At 72.5% G+C, this 21289-nt stretch carries 19 protein-coding genes; 10 read left to right on the top strand and 9 right to left on the bottom strand.

Annotated features, from left to right (window positions below; all coding sequences use genetic code 11):
• Positions 1-281: 281 nt before the first annotated feature.
• The 5 genes from QFZ64_RS25790 to miaA all read right to left on the bottom strand — a co-directional run bounded on the left by QFZ64_RS25790 (position 282) and on the right by miaA (position 7215).
• Entirely contained in the window at positions 282-1829 is a 1548-nt protein-coding gene (locus tag QFZ64_RS25790; RefSeq protein ID WP_307069602.1) for a M1 family metallopeptidase, read from the bottom strand.
• A 256-nt stretch (positions 1830-2085) separates the two neighbouring features.
• Entirely contained in the window at positions 2086-4344 is a 2259-nt protein-coding gene (locus QFZ64_RS25785) for a bifunctional (p)ppGpp synthetase/guanosine-3',5'-bis(diphosphate) 3'-pyrophosphohydrolase (RefSeq protein WP_307069600.1), read from the bottom strand.
• A gap of 317 nt (positions 4345-4661) precedes the next feature.
• Entirely contained in the window at positions 4662-5534 is an 873-nt protein-coding gene (dapF, locus tag QFZ64_RS25780; protein WP_307069599.1) for a diaminopimelate epimerase, read from the bottom strand.
• Positions 5535-5579: 45 nt separating this feature from the next.
• Complete coding sequence (locus QFZ64_RS25775) at positions 5580-6170, bottom strand: hypothetical protein (protein ID WP_307071862.1); 591 nt, start codon at positions 6168-6170, stop codon at positions 5580-5582.
• Positions 6171-6276: 106 nt separating this feature from the next.
• The gene (miaA, locus tag QFZ64_RS25770; RefSeq protein WP_307069597.1) at positions 6277-7215 is read right to left on the bottom strand and encodes a tRNA (adenosine(37)-N6)-dimethylallyltransferase MiaA; all 939 of its coding nucleotides are present in this window, start codon (positions 7213-7215) and stop codon (positions 6277-6279) included.
• 562 nt (positions 7216-7777) lie between these two features.
• On the opposite strand from miaA, the gene QFZ64_RS25765 reads away from it, so the two are divergent.
• Both QFZ64_RS25765 and QFZ64_RS25760 read left to right on the top strand, forming a co-directional pair.
• Positions 7778-7918 (top strand): hypothetical protein, encoded by a 141-nt coding sequence (locus QFZ64_RS25765; RefSeq protein ID WP_307069595.1) that lies wholly within the window; start codon positions 7778-7780, stop codon positions 7916-7918.
• A 24-nt stretch (positions 7919-7942) separates the two neighbouring features.
• Positions 7943-8200, top strand: a complete 258-nt coding sequence (locus tag QFZ64_RS25760; protein ID WP_307069593.1) for an antitoxin — start codon at positions 7943-7945, stop codon at positions 8198-8200.
• Positions 8201-8246: 46 nt separating this feature from the next.
• Here the strand turns inward: QFZ64_RS25760 and QFZ64_RS25755 are convergent, their stop codons facing one another.
• On the bottom strand, positions 8247-8960 hold the full coding sequence (locus QFZ64_RS25755) for a class III extradiol dioxygenase subunit B-like domain-containing protein (RefSeq protein ID WP_307069590.1): 714 nt from the start codon (positions 8958-8960) through the stop codon (positions 8247-8249).
• 74 nt (positions 8961-9034) lie between these two features.
• Entirely contained in the window at positions 9035-10564 is a 1530-nt protein-coding gene (miaB, locus tag QFZ64_RS25750) for a tRNA (N6-isopentenyl adenosine(37)-C2)-methylthiotransferase MiaB (RefSeq protein WP_307069588.1), read from the bottom strand.
• 103 nt (positions 10565-10667) lie between these two features.
• Between miaB and QFZ64_RS25745 the strand changes: the two genes are divergently transcribed.
• On the top strand, positions 10668-11666 hold the full coding sequence (locus QFZ64_RS25745; RefSeq protein ID WP_307069586.1) for a TAXI family TRAP transporter solute-binding subunit: 999 nt from the start codon (positions 10668-10670) through the stop codon (positions 11664-11666).
• A 106-nt stretch (positions 11667-11772) separates the two neighbouring features.
• On the opposite strand, the gene QFZ64_RS25740 is transcribed toward QFZ64_RS25745, so the two are convergent.
• Positions 11773-13188, bottom strand: coding sequence for a HAMP domain-containing sensor histidine kinase (locus QFZ64_RS25740; RefSeq protein WP_307069584.1), 1416 nt, complete (start codon positions 13186-13188; stop codon positions 11773-11775).
• Between the two features lie 9 nt (positions 13189-13197).
• Complete coding sequence (locus QFZ64_RS25735; RefSeq protein ID WP_307069582.1) at positions 13198-13884, bottom strand: response regulator transcription factor; 687 nt, start codon at positions 13882-13884, stop codon at positions 13198-13200.
• Between the two features lie 332 nt (positions 13885-14216).
• On the opposite strand from QFZ64_RS25735, the gene QFZ64_RS25730 reads away from it, so the two are divergent.
• The 7 genes from QFZ64_RS25730 to QFZ64_RS25700 all read left to right on the top strand — a co-directional run bounded on the left by QFZ64_RS25730 (position 14217) and on the right by QFZ64_RS25700 (position 21227).
• Complete coding sequence (locus QFZ64_RS25730) at positions 14217-14993, top strand: amino acid ABC transporter ATP-binding protein (RefSeq protein ID WP_307069580.1); 777 nt, start codon at positions 14217-14219, stop codon at positions 14991-14993.
• Positions 14994-15344: 351 nt separating this feature from the next.
• Complete coding sequence (locus tag QFZ64_RS25725; RefSeq protein ID WP_307069577.1) at positions 15345-16184, top strand: glutamate ABC transporter substrate-binding protein; 840 nt, start codon at positions 15345-15347, stop codon at positions 16182-16184.
• Between the two features lie 144 nt (positions 16185-16328).
• Positions 16329-16997: an amino acid ABC transporter permease gene (locus QFZ64_RS25720; RefSeq protein ID WP_307069574.1), complete on the top strand. Its 669-nt coding sequence runs from the start codon at positions 16329-16331 to the stop codon at positions 16995-16997.
• Complete coding sequence (locus QFZ64_RS25715) at positions 16994-17935, top strand: amino acid ABC transporter permease (protein WP_307069572.1); 942 nt, start codon at positions 16994-16996, stop codon at positions 17933-17935. The genes QFZ64_RS25720 and QFZ64_RS25715 overlap by 4 nt, the downstream gene beginning before the upstream one ends.
• A gap of 220 nt (positions 17936-18155) precedes the next feature.
• Positions 18156-19922, top strand: coding sequence for an FAD-dependent monooxygenase (locus tag QFZ64_RS25710; protein ID WP_373430664.1), 1767 nt, complete (start codon positions 18156-18158; stop codon positions 19920-19922).
• Positions 19923-20220: 298 nt separating this feature from the next.
• Positions 20221-20784: a cysteine dioxygenase gene (locus QFZ64_RS25705; protein WP_307069570.1), complete on the top strand. Its 564-nt coding sequence runs from the start codon at positions 20221-20223 to the stop codon at positions 20782-20784.
• Entirely contained in the window at positions 20781-21227 is a 447-nt protein-coding gene (locus QFZ64_RS25700) for a rhodanese-like domain-containing protein (protein ID WP_307069568.1), read from the top strand. Before QFZ64_RS25705 ends, QFZ64_RS25700 begins: the two co-directional genes overlap by 4 nt.
• Positions 21228-21289 lie beyond the last annotated feature (62 nt).

Raw genomic sequence — 21289 nt, 5'->3', positions numbered from 1 at the left:
CAACGTGTGAGAGTGCCCGGGGATTCCCGGCGGGCCCCTCGCGCCGTCGACCCCCCGATGCTCCCACGGGCCCCCGTCACCCGTCACCGTGTTATCACCCGCACGGGCCGTGGGCCGTGTTTCTCGCCCCCGCCCGCTCTGGAAGGAGCGCGGGGAACTGCGCGAGCGGCCACCCGCCACCCGCGGTCGCCCGACAACCCGAACCCCCGAGCCATAAGGCGCCCGCGACCCCGCTCCCCCTGGCCCCGGGCCGATCCGAGGGCCAGGGGGCGGGGCCCCGGTCAGCTCGGGTCGCCGGACGGACGCCAGTCCGGGTGCCCCGGCATCGGCGGCGTCTTCGCCCCGTACAGCCACGGCCGCAGGAACCCGCTCAGGTCCCGCCCCGCCACCTTTGACGCGAGCCGCACGAAGTCGGCCGTCGTCGCCGTGCCGTCCCGGTGGGTTGCCACCCACTTCCGCTCCAGCCGCTGGAACGCGTCCGCACCGATCTCCTGCCGCAAGGCGTACAGCGCGAGCGCCGCACCGTCGTAGACGCTGGCCCGGAAGATGCCGATCTTCTGGCCGGCCCTGGGCGGCTTGGGCGCGGCCGGCGGGCCGCCGGACGCCCTCCAGCCGTCGGACGCGGCGTACGCGGCCTTCATCCGCGCCTCCATGGGGCGGTCCGCCTTCTCCTGCGCGTACAGCGCCTCGTACCAGGTGGCGTGCCCCTCGTTGAGCCACACGTCGGACCAGGAGCGGGGACTGACGCTGTCGCCGAACCACTGGTGGGACAGCTCGTGCACCATGATCGACTCGACGTACCAGGCCGGGTATCCGGGCTGGGTGAACACCTCCTTCTCGAACAGCGACAGGGTCTGCGTCTCGAGTTCGAACCCGGTCTGCGCCTGCGCCATCAGCAGCCCGTACGTCTCGAACGGGTACGGGCCGACCTTGCTCTCCATCCAGGAGATCTGGCCGGGGGTCTTCGCCAGCCAGGGTTCCAGCGCCTTCTTGTCCTTGACGGGCACGACGTCGCGGACCGGCAGTCCGTGCGGACCCTGGCGGTGCAGCACCGTCGAGCGGCCGATGGAGACCTGGGCGAGCTCGGTGGCCATGGGGTGCGCGGTGCGGTACGTCCAGGTGGTGGTGCGGGCGGTGCGCTCCAGCCCTGCGGGCAGGCCATTGGCGACGGCCGTGTAGCCCTCGGGGGCGGTCACGTGGATGGTGAAGCCCGCCTTGTCCGAGGGGTGGTCGTTGCACGGGAAGACCAGGTGGGCGGCGTCGGCCTGGTTGGCCATGGCGAGGCCGTCCGTGGTCCGCACCCAGCCGCCGTCCCGGTCCTCGGCGGGTTCCCGGGGGTCGCTGGTGTGCCGGACGGTGATCAGGAGCGGGACCCCCGGCACGAGCGGGGTGTCGGGCGTGACCACGAGGTCCTCCCCCGCGGTGGTGAACGTGGCGGGGTCGCCGTTGACGTTGACGGACTGCACCGTGCCGTGCGAGAAGTCCAGGTTGAAGCGCTCGAGGTTCTCCGTGACGCGGGCGTCGATCCTGGTCACGGCGGTGAGCGGCTTGGTGTTGTCGCCGCTGTAGGTGAAGGACAGGTCGTAGGCGCGGACGTCGTACCCGGGATTGCCGAGGTACGGGTAGAGCCGGTCGCCGACGCCGAGAGGCTCGGCCGGGGAAGGTGCCGAGGCCGCGACGAGGCAGACGGAGACGGCCGGGGCGAGCAGGGCGGCACGCAGCCGGCCGCCGCGACAGGGGCGGCGTGACCTGCGGGTGTCGAGGGGTGAGGGGGTTGCGGGGAGTACGGGGGCGGCGGACGGGTGCTGCGGATCCGGGGTGTGCGGCATGCCTCACGGCTATCAGCGCCCGCCCGCCGGACGGCGCAGACGCGCGCCGGGCCCACCCGAAAGAAGGGCGTGCGGGGCCCAGGGGAGGCGCACGGCGGCGCCGGGGAGCGCGGCGTACGGGGCGGGCACGCCCACGGGTCCGGGGGCGCGCCCGGCGGCGCCCGCAGCACGGGGGCGCGGTACCCCCGGGACCCGGGCGCGGCCGGGCGCGCTCAGCCCGGTCCGGCAAATCCGGTCCGACACGTCCGATAGGTGATCAGCGGTGCCCGAGGCTCCGTGCCGTGGCGTTGGAATGCGAGGCGCGGTCGACGTCGTAGACGCCGGGGACGTCGCGCATGGCCCGCATCAGGGCGGGAAGCTGCGCGGCGTCCGGGAGCTGGAGGGTGTACGTGTGCCGCACCCGCTGCTGGCTCGGCGGTGCGACGGTCGCCGAGACGATGCCGACGCCCTCCCGGGCGATCGCCTCGGTGAGGTCGGCGAGCAGGTGGGGGCGGCCGAAGGACTCGGCGACGAGCGTCACCCGGAAGTCGGTGGTGTCCCCCCAGCGCACGTCGACCTCCGCGCGCCCGGCGCTCTTCATGCGCGCCGCTCCGGCGCACTCGACGCGATGCACGGTCACCGCTCCCCCGCGCACGGTGAAACCGGTGATCTCGTCGGGCGGTACGGGCGTGCAGCATCCGGCGAGCCGTACAGGAGCCCCGGGCCGGTCGGCGACGACGCCTGCCGGGGTCCGCGTGGAGCCGGGCTGGGGCGCGGTCGCGGGCACCGGGCGCGCACCCTCCGCACCCGCGCCCTCCGCGCCGTCGGCGGGGACGGAGGCGGCGGGCGCCGTCGGGGGATGCGCGGTGAGCCAGCGTTGGATGGCGATGCGCGCGGCGGGGGTGTGCGCGTGCTCCAGCCACTCCCGGGACGGCTCGGAGGCCGCGTCCTGGCCCATGAGGAGTTCGACCGCGTCCCCGTCCCTCAGCACCGTGCTGAGCGTGGCCAGCCGGCCGTTCACACGGGCGCCCATGCAGGCGTGCGCGTCCTCGCCGTACTGGGCGTAGGCGGCGTCGACGCAGGTGGCGCCCTCGGGCAGGCCGAGCGTGCCGCCGTCGGGGCGGAAGACGGTGATCTCGCGGTCCTGGGCGAGGTCCTCGCGCAGTGCCGACCAGAAGATGTCGGTGTCGGGGACCGCCTCCTGCCACTCCAGGAGGCGGGAGAGCCAGCCGGGGCGGGTGGGGTCGGCACGCTCGCCGTCGGCCGGGTCCTCGGCTCCGGGGGCGTACGGATTACCGAGGGCGACCACGCCGGCCTCGGCGACCTTGTGCATCTGGTGGGTGCGGACGAGGACCTCGGCGACCTCGCCGTCCGGGCGGGCGACGGCGGTGTGCAGCGACTGGTACAGGTTGAACTTGGGTACGGCGATGAAGTCCTTGAACTCCGAGACGACCGGCGTCATACAGGTGTGCAGTTCGCCGAGCACGGCGTAACAGTCGGCGTCCTCGGCGACCAGGACGAGCAGCCGGCCGAAGTCGGTGCCGCGCAGGGTGCCGCGTTTGCGGGAGACACGGTGCACGGAGACGAAGTGCCGGGGCCGGATGAGGACTTCGGCGGAGATGCCCGCCTCGCGCAGGACGGCGCGGACCTCCTCGGCGACCTCGGTGAGGGGGTCGGTCCCGCGTTCCGCGTTGCGGGCGATCAGTTCGCGGGTGTGCGCGTATTCCTCGGGGCGCAGGATCGCGAAGACCAGGTCCTCCAGCTCGGTCTTGAGAGCCTGGACACCGAGGCGTTCGGCGAGCGGGATGAGGACGTCGCTGGTGACCCTGGCGATGCGTTCCTGCTTCTCGGGGCGCATGACGCCGAGGGTGCGCATGTTGTGCAGCCGGTCGGCGAGTTTGATCGACATCACGCGGACGTCGTTGCCGGTCGCGACGAGCATCTTGCGGAAGGTCTCGGGCTCGGCGGCGGCGCCGTAGTCGACCTTCTCGAGCTTGGTGACGCCGTCGACGAGGTAGCGGACCTCCTCGCCGAACTCCTCGCCGACCTGGGCGAGGGTGACGTCCGTGTCCTCGACCGTGTCGTGGAGGAGGGACGCCGTCAGCGTCGTGGTCTCGGCGCCGAGCTCCGCGAGGATCAGGGTGACGGCGAGCGGGTGCGTGATGTACGGCTCGCCGCTCTTGCGCATCTGGCCGCGGTGGGAGGACTCGGCGAGGAGGTAGGCGCGACGGAGAGGGTCGAGGTCGGCGTCGGGATGGTGGGCGCGGTGCGCCTCGACGACGTGGCCGATGGCGTCGGGGAGCCGGTCGCGCGCGGCGGGCCCGCGGAGGGCGGCGCGGCTGAGGCGGCGGAGGTCGAGATGGCGGCTCTTGCGGCGGGGGCTCGCGGCGGTGGCCGCGGGAGGGTCCTCGGGTGCCGGGGCCGGACGTGCGGGGGGTGCTGCCGGGCGCGGGGCCGGCGCCGGGGGTGTCGTCGACGGCGCGGGCGCGGACGTCGTGGGGGCGGGCGTGGCAGGGGTCGTGGCCTCCGCACTCAATGGGCACCTCCGGCTACTAGACCGGCGGACGGGTTCCCCTTGACGGTGCGCGGCTCGGGGACTGGCGTTGTTCCCCGTCCGGGCCGGTGCTTGATGCTACCGAGCCCACCACGGGTGTCCGACCGCCTCCCGCCGAGCGTGAAACGGATCACCCCATCGAGCGACGTCGTACGAGGTTTACCTCTCGCCGGCTGTGCTTGCCCCCACGTCAACACCCCGGGCGCCTTCACTCTTCCCGAATCCGGCACCCGGCCACTTCGTCCCTGGTGGACGCGCGAGAACGATGCGCGGTAGGCGCAGAGGACCGACCCGCTGGTTCAGGCGGAACCGACCGCCCGCAGCCACTCCTCGTCGATCTCCCCCTCCGCCACGATCACCGCGGGGCCCGTCATCTCGATCTCGCCCCCGGGGTACTCCGTGATCACCAGCCTGCCGCCCGGCAGGTCCACCGTGTACGTCGAGGCGTTGCCCGTCACCTGCGGGTCCGCCCCGTCCCGGCGCCCCGCCGCGACGGCCACCGCACAGGCACCCGTGCCGCACGACCGCGTCTCCCCCGAGCCCCGCTCGTGCACCCGCATCGCGACGTGCCGCGGCCCCCGGTCGACCACGAACTCGACGTTCACGCCGTCCGGGTAGGCGGCCGCCGGAGCGACCGGCGGCGGCGCCAGCAGATCCCCCGCGTGCGCGAGATCGTCCACGAAGGCCACGGCGTGCGGATTGCCCATGTTGACGTTGCGCGCGGGCCAGCTGCGCTCGCCGACGCGCACGGTGACCTCGCCCTCCGGGAGCCGCGCCCGGCCCATGCCGACCGTCACGTCCCCGTCCTTGGCGAGGTGGACCCGCTTCACGCCGCCGCGGGTGGCGATCGCGAGGTCTCCCGCCCCGACGTATCCGGCGCGCTCGAGGTAGCGCGCGAAGACCCGGACGCCGTTGCCGCACATCTCAGCGACCGAGCCGTCCGCGTTGCGGTAGTCCATGAACCACTCGGCCTCGGCCGCCATCTCCCGGGCTTCGGGGTGCGCCGCGGAGCGTACGACGCGCAGCATGCCGTCCCCGCCGATGCCCGCGCGGCGGTCGCACAGCGCGGCGACGGCGGCCGCGGGGAGGTCGAGGGCGTTCTCGGGGTCCGGGACGATCACGAAATCGTTCTGCGTGCCGTGACCCTTGAGGAAGGCGATCCGCGTGCTCATTCCTCGATCGTACGGGGTGGGTACGACACTCCGCCGCCCGTAGGGTCAGCGCAGGCGGGCCACCCGCCACACGGCGAGCACCGCGACCGCGGCGACCACCACCGCGTAGGCCAGGACGACCCGCCACTCGGGCCGTCGGCCGGACCCGCGCGCGGGCAGTCCGGGCCAGGCGTAGCCCACCCGGCGGGCGGCCATCATGCCCCACCCCGCGGCGCAGGAGCAGATGAGCAGCCCGAGCATGGCGACCACGGCGCCGCCGTCGCCGAACTCGAAGGCCAGCGGGAAGGCGAACATCAGCGAGCCGCCCGCGGCCAGGCCGACGATGGGCGCGAGCTGCCAGATGCGTAGTCGGCGCTGCGGGCGCAGCTCCACCTCGACCTCGGGCCCGGGGGAGAGCTCCTCCGGGTCGGGGCCGTCGTCGGTCACGCCCACCGGCTCCGGTTCGTCGTCGGGGCCGTCGGAACTGAGCGGTCCGACGTCCTCGCCGAGCCGGTCGTCGTCCGGCAGCGACGGGGCGTCACCGAACTCGGGCGCGGTCTCGTCGAGGTCGCCGTCCGTCTCCGGTTGCGGACGCCCGGTGCTCTCCGCGGCGCCGTGCACCGCGGCGTGTGCTGTGTCACGAGGGCCGGCCTCCATCGCCACGCGCCCTCCCCACTCGGACTCCACTTGCGATCGAAGCTCGATGATGGCACGCCCCCGATGGCCCGTACGGCGGCCGGAGCGTCCCGATGCCATCACGTGATCAGGCTGTGACCGGTCGTTCGACCAACGCGAGGGCGAGCCGCGGAAGTTCCCGGACGTCGGCCGCGGCCCCACTCAGCCAATGCACCCTCGGGTCGCGTCTGAACCACGAATCCTGACGGCGCGCGAAGCGCTTGGTGGCGCGTACGGTCTCGGCGCGCGCCTCCTCCTCCGTGCACTCCCCGGCAAGCGCCGCGAGCACCTGCTGGTAGCCCAGTGCCCGGGAGGCCGTGCGCCCCTCGCGCAGGCCCCGCGCCTCCAGCGCGCGCACCTCGTCGACGAGCCCCGCCTCCCACATGCGGTCCACCCGGCGCGTGATGCGGTCGTGGAGCTCGGGGCGCGCCACGTCGACCCCGATCTGCACGGTGTCGTACACCGAGTCGTGTCCGGGGAGATTGGCGGTGAACGGCTTGCCGGTGATCTCGATGACCTCCAGGGCCCGCACGATCCGCCGTCCGTTGCCGGGCAGGATGGCGTGCGCGGCCTCGGGGTCGGCGGCGGCCAGTCGCGCGTGCAGCGCGCCGGAACCGCGCAGTACCAGTTCCTCCTCCAGCCGGGCCCGCAGCTCCGGGTCGGTACCGGGGAACTCCAGGTTGTCGACGGCTCCGCGGACGTAGAGCCCCGAGCCGCCCACGAGCACGGGCCAGCGGCCCTCGGCGAGGAGCGCGTCGATACGGGCGCGGGCCAGTCGCTGATATTCGGCGACGGACGCGGTGACGGTGACGTCCCAGATGTCCAGGAGGTGGTGCGGAACGCCGGCCCGCTCCTCGGGCGTCAGTTTGGCGGTGCCTATGTCCATCCCCCGGTACAACTGCATGGAGTCGGCGTTGACGACCTCGCCCCCCAGTTGCCGGGCGAGGAAGACACCCAGATCGGATTTTCCGGCCGCGGTCGGCCCGACGACGGCGATGACCCGCGGGGCGGGGGCTGCGCTACTCACCACCCCAGTCTCGCAAACCGCGCGGGCGCTCCTCGAACGAGTTACGTGACGCCACCGAAGTGGGGTCGTTGCGGGATGCGGGGGTTCCGGCCGCCGTTCGTGGGCGCCGGCGTTCCGGAGGATGCGAAGAGGCGCACCGGAGCCACGCGGGAATTCGCCCGCACGAGTACCGTATGGAGTGGATATGGGTATTTTCACGCGGCTTTTCCGGAAGCCGGAGAGCACGGGGTCCGCGGAGACTCGGGAGGCCTCGGGGTCCGCGGAGACTCCGGAAGCCTCGGAGACCGTTGCGTGCTCGGCGTCTTCGGCGGGCTCGGCGTCCTCGACGCCCGCGGAGGGTGAGAGGGCGCCGGAGACCGGGGAGGCCTCGTCGGCCTCGGAGACCGCCGCGAGCGCGGCGGACCCCGAGACATCGGAGTCCTCGACGCCCTCCGGTCCGGCCGAGCCCTCGGCGTCCACGGACGCTGCCGAGCCCGCGGAGGTCCGCGAGTCCAGGGACGCGGAGGAGGCCCCTGCGGCGGACACCGACGGAGCGGCCGACGACGACGGGACGGAGGACCCGGTGGCCGATGCGGTGGTCGACACGGCCGGCGACGGGGTTCCCTCGGCCCGGGAACGCGCGGAGATCCCCGGGCAGCAGTCCGCCGGACGGGCCGTCGGCGAGGAGGCCGGTGAGCCGGCCGGCGAGGGCGCCCGTACCTGACGGTCCGCGAGGAGAAGGTGCACCATGGGTCTGCTCGACAACGTGAAGGCCAGGCTGGGCCCGGCCAGGGACAAGGTCTCGGACCTCGCCGATCGGCACGGGGACAGGATCGAACGAGGAATCGACAGGGCGGCGCGAGTCGTCGACAAGAGGACCGGGGGCAAGTACCGCGACCGGATCGGAAGCGGGTCGGGGAAGGTGAAGCACGCGGTGGAGCGGCTCGGCCGTCATGAGCCGGGGAACGGCGGTGCGGGCGGGGCGGCTCCGCCGCCCGTCTCCTGAGGAGTGCGGGTGCGGCGGGAGACTCCTCGCCGCCGCCCCGCTGTCCTCATGACCAGGTCGCCACCAGGTAGCCGACCCCGTACGGGGCCTCGTCGTACAGGAGGGTGCCCGTGAGGCCGGCCGGGGCTGCCGCGCCCGCCAGTACCTGCCAGGGGGCCCGGCCCGAGACCTTCAGGGTGCGGGCCAGGTCGGGATCGAGGGTCATCAGGGCGTCCGGGTCCGCCGCACCGAGCGCCTCGGCGACCCGGGCGTCGAACGGCTCGGCCCGCTCGTCGAGGTAGCCCGGCGCCTTGAGGGAGCGGCAGGCGCTGCCGTCCCCCATCACCAGCAGGGCCACCCGGTCGGCCCGCGCGGCGAGGTCCCGGCCTGCCTCGGCGCAGCGCTCGGGGGCGAGCGGTTCCCCCACGCCCAGCCCCTCCACCGGGGCACCGGACCATGCGTGGCGCTCCAGCAGCCAGGCGGCGACGGCCAGCGAGGGCGGCAGCACCGCCTCGGACGCGGTGCCGCGCTCCCGGCCCAGTCGGACGTCCAGATCGACACCGAAGCCACGGAACGAGCCCCGGGTGCCCTCCGGGTGCGGGCCCCGCCCCGGCCGCTCGGCCGCCCCTACGACGACGAGCAGATCGGGGCGGGCCGCGGCGAGGACACCGAGGGCGTCCGTGCACGCCGCACGCGCGGCCTCCAGCTCGGGCGCGGCTCCCCGGGCCACCTCGGGCACCAGCAGGGGCGGACAGGGGCAGACGGCTGCGGCGACAAGCATGATCGGCAGCCTAACGCCGGCCCCGACCCCGTCCCTGCCGCTCCCCCGGCCTCTGCCGCTCCCCGTCGCCCGGATCAGTCGCAGCCGCAGCCGCTCGCCGCCACCGGCAGCGGCTCGGGCACGCCGACCTTCGGCAGGCCGAGCAGGACGCCGTTCTGCTCGGTCTCCCGCCCCCGGGCGTTGCGAAGCGCCCAGGCGTCCCCCGCCCGCGTGCGGCGCGTGTCGAGTACGGCGCCCTCGGCGAGCAGGTGGTGCGGGGCGGCGTAGGTGATCTCGACGGTGACCATGTCGCCGGGGCGGACCTCCTGCTCCGGCTTGGTGAAATGCACCAGGCGGTTGTCGGGGGCGCGGCCGGAGAGGCGGTGGGTGGCGCCGTCCTTGCGGCCCTCGCCCTCGGCGACCATCAGCTCCAGGGTGCGGCCCACCTGCTTCTTGTTCTCCTCCCAGGAGATCTCCTCCTGAAGGGCGACGAGCCGCTCGTAGCGCGCCTGGACGACCTCCTTGGGGATCTGGTTCTCCATGGTGGCCGCCGGCGTTCCGGGCCGCTTGGAGTACTGGAAGGTGAACGCCTGTGCGAACCGGGCCTCGCGCACCACGTGCAGGGTCTGCTCGAAGTCCTCCTCGGTCTCCCCGGGGAAGCCGACGATGATGTCCGTGGTGATCGCGGCGTGCGGGATGGCGGCGCGCACCTTCTCGATGATCCCGAGGTAGCGCTCCTGCCGGTAGGAGCGGCGCATGGCCTTCAGGACCGTGTCCGAGCCGGACTGCAGGGGCATGTGGAGCTGAGGCATGACGTTCGGGGTCGCGGCCATCGCCTCGATCACGTCGTCGGTGAAGTCGCGCGGGTGGGGCGAGGTGAAGCGGACCCGTTCCAGGCCCTCGATCTTCCCGCAGGCGCGCAGCAGCTTGCTGAACGCCTCGCGGTCGCCGATGTCGGAGCCGTAGGCGTTGACGTTCTGGCCGAGCAGGGTGATCTCGGAGACGCCCTCGGCGACCAGGGCCTCGACCTCGGCGAGGATGTCGCCGGGGCGGCGGTCCTTCTCCTTGCCGCGCAGCGCCGGGACGATGCAGAAGGTACAGGTGTTGTTGCAGCCCACGGAGATGGAGACCCAGGCCGCGTAGGCGCTCTCGCGCCGGGTCGGCAGCGTGGAGGGGAACGCCTCCAGCGACTCGGCGATCTCGACCTGCGCCTCTTCCTGCACGCGGGCACGCTCCAGCAGGACCGGCAGCTTGCCGATGTTGTGTGTGCCGAAGACGACGTCGACCCAGGGCGCCTTCTTGACGATGGTGTCGCGGTCCTTCTGCGCCAGGCATCCGCCGACGGCGATCTGCATGCCGGGGCGCGAGGCCTTCCTGGGCGCGAGGCGGCCGAGGTTGCCGTAGAGGCGGTTGTCGGCGTTCTCGCGCACGGCGCAGGTGTTGAAGACGACGACGTCCGCGTCGCCGTCGGACCCCTCGGGGGCCCGCACGTACCCGGCGCCCTCCAGCAGCCCGGAGAGCCGTTCGGAGTCGTGGACGTTCATCTGGCACCCGTAGGTGCGGATCTCGTAGCTTCTGGGTGCGGGAACGTCCACTGCCGGGCTCCGGTCGCTGCTGCTGGTCATGCCCTCCAGGGTAGGCCGTCCCCCGACTGCCCCCCGGCGGCCCCCGGGGGGCCGGCAGAGCCGCCCTGGCCGTCGCGGCCCTCCTGCTGGCAGGATCGCGCGCATGGTCACAGGTCTCGCCGGGGTCGGCCGGCGCCGGATGCGGTACGTGGCGGCGGCCGTGCTCGTTGTGCTCGGGCTGCTGCTGTGGTGGCTGCTGCCGCTCGGGGGCACGTCGCCCAGCGGCACGATCAGCCTCAGTACGGGCACGCCCACCGGCGTCTACCAGAAGTACGGCGTTCTGCTCCAGCGCGAGATCGCCCAGCAGATGCCGCAGCTCGACGTGCGCCTCGTGAGCAGCGGCGGCTCCCAGGAGAACGTCCGCCGGGTGGCCACCGGGAAGGCGGACTTCACCATCGCCGCGGCCGACGCCGTGGAGGAGTACAAGCTGGCGAACGGGCAGGGCGCGGACGCGCTGCGCGGCTGCGCCCGTCTGTACGACGACTACGTGCACCTCGTCGTGGCGCGCTCCTCCGGCATACGGTCGGTGGCCGATCTCGAGGGGCACAAGGTCGCGGTCGGGGAGTCCGGCTCGGGGGTGCGGCTGATAGCCGATCACGTCCTGGCCGCGGCCGGGCTCGATCCGCAGGACGGCATCACGCCGCTGCCCGCGGGCATCGGTGACGCGCCCCGGCTGCTGGAGGAGCACCGGATCGACGCGTTCTTCTGGTCGGGCGGGCTGCCCACCGCGACTGTGACGCAGCTCTCGAAGCGCTTTCCGGTGCGGCTGGTGCCGATCGGCACCGACCTGGTGCGCAAGCTGCACGCGCAGGGCGGCGCGTCCCGCTACTACCGGGCGGCGGTGATGCCGGCCGACGCGTATCCCGACGCCCAGCACGGCAACGCGGTGCCCACCCTCGCGGTGGCGAACATCCTGGTGACCCGGGCGAGCTCCGGTGCGGATCTGACCGAGCAGCTGACCCGTACGGTGATCGACAGCCGGGATCGCATCGGGCGCAAGGTGCACGCGGCGCAACGGGTGGACCTGCGCACCGCGCTCTACACGGACCCACTGCCGCTGCACGAGGGCGCCCGCCGGTACTACCGGTCCGTCAAGCCGTAGGCCAGGGCCTCGCGGAGGCCCCGGCCGTAGGGCAGGCCCTCACCGAGGTCCCGGCCACGGAGCCCCTCGCCCCGGGCCCTGCCGCACCGGCCGCGCGAAGGCCCCGTCACGCACCCTGCGGCGCGGGTGTCCGCGGCACCGTCACCGTCACCGTCAGGCCGTGCGGGGCATGGTGGGCGAAGTCGATGGTGCCGCCGCCGGCCGCGAGCAGGGCGCGGCAGATGGACAGGCCCAGTCCGGATCCCTTGATGTTCTGGTGCGCGGTGCTGCGCCAGAAACGGTCGCCGATGCGCGCGAGCTCCTCGTCGGTGAGGCCGGGGCCGAGGTCGTGGACGAGGATGCTCACGCTCTCGCCCCCGGCGGTCACCTCCACCTCCACGCGCTCCCCCTCAGGGGTGAACTTCAGCGCGTTGTCGATGACGGCGTCCATCGCGCTGGACAGGGCGACCGGATCGGCCCAGGCCGTGGTGGCCGGGCACTGTCCCTCCAGCCGGACGCCCTTGGCCGTGGCGACCGGCCCCCAGGCCGCGACGCGCTCGGCGGCCAGCGCCCCGATGTCGGTGAGCCGGAGCTGGGCCTCGGCGTGCTCCGCGAGCGCCAGGTCCAGCAGGTCGTCGAGCACCTGTGCGAGGCGTTTGCCCTCGGTGCGGACGGAGGCGATCTCCTCGTTGCCCTCGGGCAGTTCCAGGGCGAGCAGTTCGATCCGCAGCAGGAGCGCCGAGAGCGGGTTGCGGAGCTGGTGGGAGGCGTCGGCGACGAAGGCGCGCTGCTGCTCCAGCACGTCCTGGACGTTGTCGGCCATCTCGTTGAACGAGCGGGCCAGGCGCCGGAGTTCCGGCGGTCCCCCGGCTGCCGCCACCCGGGACTTCAGGCTGCCGGTGGCGATGTCGTGGGTGGTGGCGTCCAGGACGCGTACCGGCCGCAGCACCCAGCCGGCCAGCCGGAGCGCGGCGCCGACGGCGAGCAGCATCGCGGCGAACTCGCCGGCGACGAGGACCACCCAGCCGTGCAGGATGCGGGAGCGCATCTGGCCGGTGGGCGAGTCCGTGACGACGACCGCGACGACGTCGCCGTCGCGGATGACCGGCGAGGCCACGAAGAGGGAGCTGTGCTGCCACGGCCAGACCTGGCGGGGGTCGTGGCTGCGGCGGCCGGCCAGGGCCTCGTCGAAGGCGGCGCGGCCCTCGCCCTCCTCGGGCACCTGCCAGGTGCCGGGCGCGCGGGCCATGGGGCACTCGTCGCGGTAGAAGACGCCGCCGCTGATGCCGTAGACCTCGTGGTAGGTGCTGAGTTCCTTCTGCAGGGTCTCGCCGCGCTCGTCGCTCTCGGCCAGTGTGGAGCAGCCCGCGGGCCGGTCCGTGACGAACTGGGCGAGCGCGGCGAAGCGCGCGGTGTCGTCGATCCGGTCGACGACGACCTTCTGCTGTTCCCCGGCGGCCAGGCTGACGGCGAGCGGAACGCCGAGCGCGAGCAGGACCGCCGCCATGAGGACGATGAGCAGCGGCAGGAGACGTGCGTGCACGCGGCCCCGCTAGGCGGCCGGGGCGACGAGCCGGTACCCGACGCCGCGCACGGTCTCGATCAGGGCGGGCATGCGCAGTTTGGAGCGGAGCGAGGCGACGTGCACCTCCAGGGTCCGTCCGGTCCCCTCCCAGCTGGTCTGCCAGACCTCGCTGATGATCTGCTCGCGGCGGAAGACGACGCCGGGACGCTGGGCGAGCAGCGCGAGCAGGTCGAACTCCTTACGGGTGAGCTGGACCACCGTGCCGTCCACCCGGACCTGGCGGGTGGGCAGCTCGATGTGGACGGCGCCCAGGCGCAGCGCGGTCTCGACGGCCCCGGTGTCGTCCACGTGCGGGGTGCGCCGGCTGACGGCGTGGATCCGAGCGAGGAGTTCGCCGGTGTCGTAGGGCTTGACCACGTAGTCGTCGGCGCCGAGGTTGAGGCCGTGGATGCGGGAGCGCACGTCGGAGCGGGCCGTCACCATGATCACGGGGGTGCTGGTGCGCTTGCGGATCTTGCCGCACACCTCGTAGCCGTCCTGGTCGGGCAGGCCCAGATCGAGCAGGACCACGTCGAAGCCTTCGCTCTCCGGGACGAGTGCGCGCAGTGCCTCCTCGCCGCTGCGGGCATGGGTGACCTCGAAGCCGTGCCGGGCCAGTACGGCGGACAGGGCGGCGGCCACGTGGTTGTCGTCCTCGACGAGGAGCAGTCTCATCCGGCGGCGCCCTCCGGTTCCTCGGTGGTCTTGCGGCTGCGTCTACTTGTCCGGGCGCAGGCGTCCGGACGCGCGTACGCCGTGGTCACGCGGACACGAGGTCGCGCCGTGTGCACATGGCAGTGACGCCGATGATGCAGGACGCCGTCAAGAGGGATCGGGTTGCGAGCGACTTCTGTTATCCACCCGGTACGGGCTCAGGACGCTCCTATGACGGCACGCGACCGAACGATATCCGATCGTGATGCTCAACCTTCCCTCAGATGTGCTGACGGTCACTTTCCTGGCTGATTACTGTCCTCCGAAACCGAGGAGGACGGAGCCAGTCAGCAATGACCGAAGTAGCAGTTGCCAAAAACAGTACGGCCTCGACCAGTGACCTTGTGGTCCTGAGGAGCGTCAACAAGCACTTCGGCGCCCTTCACGTGCTCCAGGACATCGAACTGACCATCACCCGCGGCGAGGTCGTCGTGGTGATCGGGCCCTCCGGGTCCGGCAAGTCGACCCTGTGCCGCACCATCAACCGCCTGGAGACGATCGACTCCGGCGAGATCACCATCGACGGCAAGCCGCTGCCCCAGGAGGGGCGGGAGCTGGCCCGGCTGCGCGCCGACGTGGGCATGGTCTTCCAGTCGTTCAACCTCTTCGCGCACAAGACGGTGCTGGAGAACGTGACCCTGGGCCAGGTCAAGGTCCGCAAGGCGGACAAGAAGCAGGCCGAGGAGAAGGCGCGCGCCCTGCTGGACCGGGTCGGCGTGGGCACCCAGGCCGACAAGTACCCCGCGCAGCTCTCCGGCGGCCAGCAGCAGCGCGTCGCCATCGCCCGGGCGCTGGCCATGGACCCCAAGGTCATGCTCTTCGACGAGCCGACCTCGGCGCTCGACCCCGAGATGATCAACGAGGTGCTCGAGGTCATGCAGCAGCTCGCCCAGGAGGGCATGACGATGGTCGTCGTCACCCACGAGATGGGCTTCGCACGCTCGGCCGCCAACCGGGTGGTGTTCATGGCGGACGGCCGGATCGTCGAGGAGGCGACCCCGGATCAGTTCTTCAGCAACCCGCGCAGCGACCGGGCGAAGGACTTCCTGTCGAAGATCCTGCATCACTGACCCACCCCTGACCACACTCCCAGCCCACCACTGACCTACCGCTGGTCTCCCCCGATCCACCGCTGCTCCACCCCGGAGAGAACCCGGACAGAACCCGGACCCGCCCCGGACCCCACCCTGGTCCGCCGCCGGCCCACCCGGCCGGGTCCTCCGTATCCCGGCACCGTGCCGCCCGCACCGGCACGCACCGGCCTACGCGGCAACACCGTCGTACCGCGCGGGACGGTCCGGAGACGTCCGGGCAGTCCCCCACCCACACAGACTTCCGTACCGGCACCAGCACCCGCTGGGCGCACCGCACACGCACCGCCGGCCTCGGCACACCGCTTTCACGAGTCAAAGGACACACACATGAACCTCCGCAAGATCACCGCCGCGTCGGCCGCCGTGCTCGCCCTCGCCGTGACCGCCACCGCCTGCGGTTCGGACGACAAGGACAGCGGGTCCTCCGGCGGCGGCGGCGACAAGATCGCGGTCGGCATCAAGTTCGACCAGCCCGGCATCGGTCTGAAGACGCCCGACGGCAGCTACACCGGCTTCGACGTCGACGTCGCCAAGTACGTGGCCAAGCAGCTCGGCTACGACGAGAAGAACATCGAGTTCAAGGAAACGCCGAGTGCCGACCGGGAGAACGCGCTGCAGCGCGGGGACGTCGATTACATCGTCGCCTCCTACTCGATCACCGACGAGCGCAAGGCGAAGGTCGACTTCGCCGGCCCGTACCTGCTCGCCCACCAGGACCTGCTGATCCGCGCCGACGACAACATCGCCAAGGGGGCCGACCTCAACGGCAAGAAGCTGTGTTCGGTCACCGGTTCGACCTCGGCGCAGAACGTCAAGAAGACGATCGCGCCCAAGGCCCAGCTGCGTAAGTACGGCACGTACTCCGAGTGCCTCGACGGACTGACCAGCGGCGCTGTCGACGCCGTGACCACCGACGACTCGATCCTCGCGGGCTACGCCTCCCAGGAGCAGTACAAGGGCAAGGTCAAGCTGGCCGGCCTCAAGCTCAGCAACGAGAACTACGGCATCGGTGTCAAGAAGGGCGACACCAAGATGGTCGACAAGATCAACAAGGCCCTGGAGAAGATGTCCTCCGACGGTGCCTGGGAGAAGGCCGTCAAGGACAACTTCGGCCCGGCGAACTACAAGAACGAGCCCGCCCCGAAGATCGGCAACATCGTCAAGTAGGCGAAAGCCCGGCAGCAACCGGTACGGCGAGCAGGCCGCAGTTCACAACGGCAGGTGAGCCCGTACGCATGATGTGCCGCGCCCGCAGCGCGCGGGCGCGGCACATCCCGACATCCCTCGGCACTCGTGGAAGCGCGGGAGATCGTGTTCGATTTTCTTGAAGGCTACGACGTCCTCGCGGCGTTCTGGGTGACGGTGAAGCTGACCCTCTTCTCCGCCATCGGTTCGCTGGTCTGGGGCACCCTGCTCGCCGGTATGCGGGTCAGCCCGGTACCGCTCATGCGCGGCTTCGGTACGTTCTACGTGAACACCGTCCGCAACATCCCTCTCACCGTCATCATCGTGTTCTCGTCCCTGGGCCTGGCCGACGTCTTCGGCATGACCCTGGGCGCGTCCGACGACTTCGACGCCCTGTCCTTCCGGCTCTCCATCCTCGGCCTGAGTGCCTACACCGCGGCCTTCGTCTGCGAGGCGCTGCGGTCCGGCATCAACACCGTGCCGATGGGACAGGCGGAGGCGGCCCGGGCCCTGGGACTGAGCTTCACCCAGGTCCTCACCCTGATCGTGCTCCCCCAGGCGTTCCGCGCGGTCATCGTGCCGCTCGCCAACGTCCTGATCGCCCTGACCAAGAACACCACGGTCGCGGCGGCCATCGGTGTGGGCGAGGCCGCCCTGCTGATGAAGGAGATGATCGAGAATGAGGCACAGACGGTGCTCATCGCGTTCATCTTCGCCCTCGGCTTCGTGGTCCTCACGCTGCCGATGGGTCTGGTCCTCGGTTGGCTCGGCAAGCGCCTGGCGGTGAAGCGATGAGTTCCGTCCTGTACGACACGCCCGGTCCCCGGGCCAAACAGCGCAACATCTTCTACACCGTCGGCTTCGTCGTCCTGCTCGGCCTGCTGCTGTGGTGGGTCTACAAGCAGATGGACGACGCCGGCCAGATGGCCTGGGCCAAGTGGAAGCCGTTCACGCTCTCGACGACCTGGACGACGTACCTGCTGCCCGGTCTCGGCGAGACCCTCAAGGCCGCGGCCCTGGCCATGGTGATCTCGCTTCCGCTGGGCGCGCTCTTCGGTATCGCGCGGCTGTCCGACCACAAGTGGGTACGGGTGCCGGCCGGGGTGGTCGTGGAGTTCTTCCGCTCCATCCCCGTGCTGCTGATGATGGTCTTCGCCAACCAGGTCTACGTGCAGTCCACGGACCTGAGCAGTGAGACCCGCCCGCTCTACGCGGTCGTCACCGGCCTGGTGCTGTACAACGCCTCGGTGCTCGCGGAGATCGTCCGGGCGGGCATCCTGTCGCTGCCCAAGGGCCAGACGGAGGCCTCGCACGCGATCGGTCTGCGCAAGTCGCAGACCATGATGTCGATCCTGCTGCCGCAGGCCGTCACGGTGATGCTGCCGGCGATCGTCAGCCAGCTCGTCGTCATCGTGAAGGACACCGCGCTCGGTGGCGCGATGCTGAACTTCACCGACCTGCTGAACGCCCGCAAGACGGAGGCGGCGTTCTACGCCAACGTCATCCCCAGCTTCTTCGTCGTGGGCCTGATCTACATCCTGCTCAACCTCGCCCTCACCACCTTCGCGGGCTGGCTGGAGCGGCGGCTGCGGCGCAGCAAGCGCGGGACGGGCACGGTGCTGGGCGCCGAGGACGTCGAGGACCTGAACGCGGCGGAGCTCGGCGGCGTGGTCGGTGTCGGCGCCCTCGGCGCCGGAGCCGGTGGGCCCGTCGACGACGTCGGCAAAAGGTGACGACCGGTCACTTTCCGTGAGCGGGGCCCGCCGGGGAACCGGCGGGCCCCGTCGCGCGTTCCCACGGTGGCTCTGACCCACTTGGCTGCCGCGTCGGAACCCGAGATGATCAAGGCCGACTCGGTCGCTTGACGCGGGCAGCGGCAATGGGTTGCATACGTTCTGTGATCGTGCACCCCGTTCCACCTGCCTGTTCCCGTCCGTTCCCGAGGACTTCGTCATGGGCGGGGGGCGCCGCGTCGTGGACCCGGTGATCATCGTCGGTGCGGGGCCCGTAGGGCTGACGCTGGCACTCGCGCTGGCCCGCCAGGAGGTTCCCTCCGTGGTCCTCGACGACGGTCCGGGCAAGGACGAACCACGGCTCGCCCGCACCGTCGTGCTGCGTGAGGACACCACCGCTCTCGTCGAACGACTGACCGGTGTCCCGCTCGACGGGGCCGGCGTCCGCTGGACCGGCTGGCGGTCGATGCGGCGCAGACAGCTGATGCGACGACTGGTGTTCGAGGGGACGGCGGACGAGGCACAGGGCGGCGGACACGGGGGCGGATACGGCGTCGCCGAGGGCACCCGGGGTCCCGGGTCCGCCACGAACGCGGGAGGCGCGGGCGCCGGGCGCGGGGTGCCGGCCGAGGACTCCGGGGACCCGGCGGGCGCGGGCGCCGCTGGTCCCGCTCCCCTCCACATCGCCCAGCACGTCCTGACCGGCGTCCTGCGGGCGGCGATCGCCCGCCAGTCGCTGGTGAAGGTGGCGGTGGAGAGCCGGCTCGACGGCGTCGAACAGGACACCTCGGGCGTCACGGCACACACCCGCGGACCCAAGGGCACCTGGTGGCGCGGGAGTTACCTGGTCGGCTGCGACGGCCCCCGCTCCACCGTCCGCAAGCTCCAGGACATCCGCTTCCCGGGCCGCACGGCCGTCGAACGGTACGCCGTGGCCGCCCTGCGCACCGAACTCCCCTGGGACGGCGAGGCGTTGCTGCACCGTCTGCCGCCGTGGCGCACCTCGGGCCCCTCGGCCGGCGAGATCAGCGCACGGCCGCTGCCCGAGGGGGTGTGGCGGCTGGACTGGCTGCTGCCGCCCGGCAAGGAACTCGTGACACCGGAACTGCTGGTCGGCCGCATCCGCGAGACGCTCACGGGCTGGACCGGGAACGCCACACCGGCGTACGAGCTCCTGGACACCGGCGTGCACACCGTGCACCACCGGCTCGCACGCCGCTGGCGCGCCGGGCGCATCTTCCTCGCGGGCGACTCCGCGCATCTGCTCGGCGCACTCGGCACCCAGGGGCTGGACGAGGGGCTGCGGGACACGGACAACCTCGCCTGGAAGCTGGCGGCGGCCTGGCACCAGCCGCACGACTCACGGGACGCCCTGCTCGACAGCTACCAGGAGGAACGGCGCACGGTCGTCTCCGGTCGGCTGCGCGCCGCCGACCGGGCGCTGCCGGTGGTGCGCGGCGGAGGTGGCCTGCGGTCGTACGTCCCCGGGTCGGCGCGCGGCCACGACGCGCTGCTCGCCGACGGCCACCTGGGACAGGGTCCGCTGGGCGGCCCCGGCGCGTACGCCGGTTCCCCCCTGGCGGCGCCGGACGACGAGGCGACGGTACCGGTGGTCACCCCACCGGGGGCGCCCGTGGTCGACGTGACGGTGACGGCGGAGGACGGCACGTTCGTGCGGCTGCGGGACCGGCTGGGGCGCGGGGCGCTGCTGGTGGTGCTGGTCGCTCCGGGTACCGGGGTGTGGGCGCGGCGGCACTGGATGTCGGCCGGGATCATGCCGCGGCTCGCGGCAGCGGTGACGGCCCTGCCGTACCGCGCGGAGCTCCTGGTCACCGAGGGCTACCCCGGCGCCGCTCCCCACACGGTCCTGCTGGTCCGCCCCGACGGCCACCTGGTCACCGCCCTCGCGGGCGTCCACCCCGCCGCGCTCTACACGGCCACCGCGACAGCCCTGGCCGCACAGGAGCCCACCGCGCACACGACCTGACGGCGGGGGTGCGACACGCCCGCCACCTCGCTCCCGCCCCGGAATTGACCGTCCGCCGCCCCCGTGGTGTACTCCCGACCATGACCGACACGTGCGTGCGCCTTTGGCGGAGGGTCCACATGGTCCTCGTCCGCTACGCGGGCTGCGTATGTAGCCCGTCCTGCTGAACCCACGTTTTCCCGGCCGGTCTCCCCGGCCCCTCGGTTCACCTCCGGCTCTCCGCCCCCCGTGCGCGCACGCCCATGAATGGCCGCCGCGCGGCGCGGAGAAGCCACGGACGACTCAGGACGGTCCCCGCATGTCTGCTACGCCTTCCGTTCCCGCTGCCCCCTCCGCTTCCGCCGGGCCGGCCGGTTCCCGGCCCGAAGCGCCTCCCACCCAGGCCGAACTCCTCGACTTCGTCCGCCGCACCGCCGCCGACGCGGAGCTGATCGACTCCCTCCCCCTCGACCCGGAGGGCCGCACCTGGATCCGTCTCGACGGCCCCGGCGGCAGCGAGGCCTGGCTGATCGGCTGGCCTCCCGGCACGGGCACCGGCTGGCACGACCACGCCGACTCGGTCGGCGCCTTCCTCACCGCCCGCGGCGAACTGCAGGAGAACGCGCTCGCCGCCCGGCTGCCCACCGACGGCTGGAAGACCCTCGAACTGACCGAGGACGTCGACCGGGAGCGCCTGCTGCCGGCCGGCGAGGGCCGCGCCTTCGGCCGCCACCACGTGCACGAGGTGCTCAACGAGTCCACCGACGCACACGCCGTCTCCGTCCACGCCTACCACCCGCCCCTGCCGCGCATCCGCCGCTACTCCCGCTCGGGCCACGTACTGCGTCTGGAGCAGGTCGAGAGCCCGGAGGACTGGCAGTGACCTCCGTCCCCCAACTCCCGTCAGGCGTCGATGAGTTGCTGGAGCGGGTCCGCGCCGGCCTCGATCGCGTCGGTCCCCGGCAGGCCCACGGGGCGGCGCAGGGCGACGGTGCCCTGCTGGTCGACATCCGGTACGCCGCCCTGCGCGACCGCGACGGCCTCATCCCGGGCGCCGTCGTCGTCGAGCGCAACGAACTGGAGTGGCGCCTCGACCCCACCGGCAGCCACCGCATCCCCGAGGCCACCGGCCACGACCTGCGTGTGATCGTCGTGTGCAACGAGGGCTACGCCTCCAGCCTGGCCGCCGCGTCGCTGCGCCGGCTGGGCCTGCACCGCGCCACCGACCTGGTGGGCGGCTTCCAGGCGTGGCGCGCCGAAGGTCTGCCGGTGACCTTCGAGCCAGGACGTCCCCCCACCGCACCCGTACCACCCACTGCCCACTGAGGGGAGCGGGGCCGGCGGCACGACGCAGCTCCCAGGGCGGCCCGGTGCCCGTTTCCCGCCGG

It is taken from the genome of Streptomyces sp. B3I8 (assembly GCF_030816915.1).
In the GTDB taxonomy this organism is placed as follows: domain Bacteria; phylum Actinomycetota; class Actinomycetes; order Streptomycetales; family Streptomycetaceae; genus Streptomyces.
The sequence above is the reverse complement of the archived record's forward strand: the minus strand, read 5'-3'. Positions and strand labels throughout refer to the sequence as shown.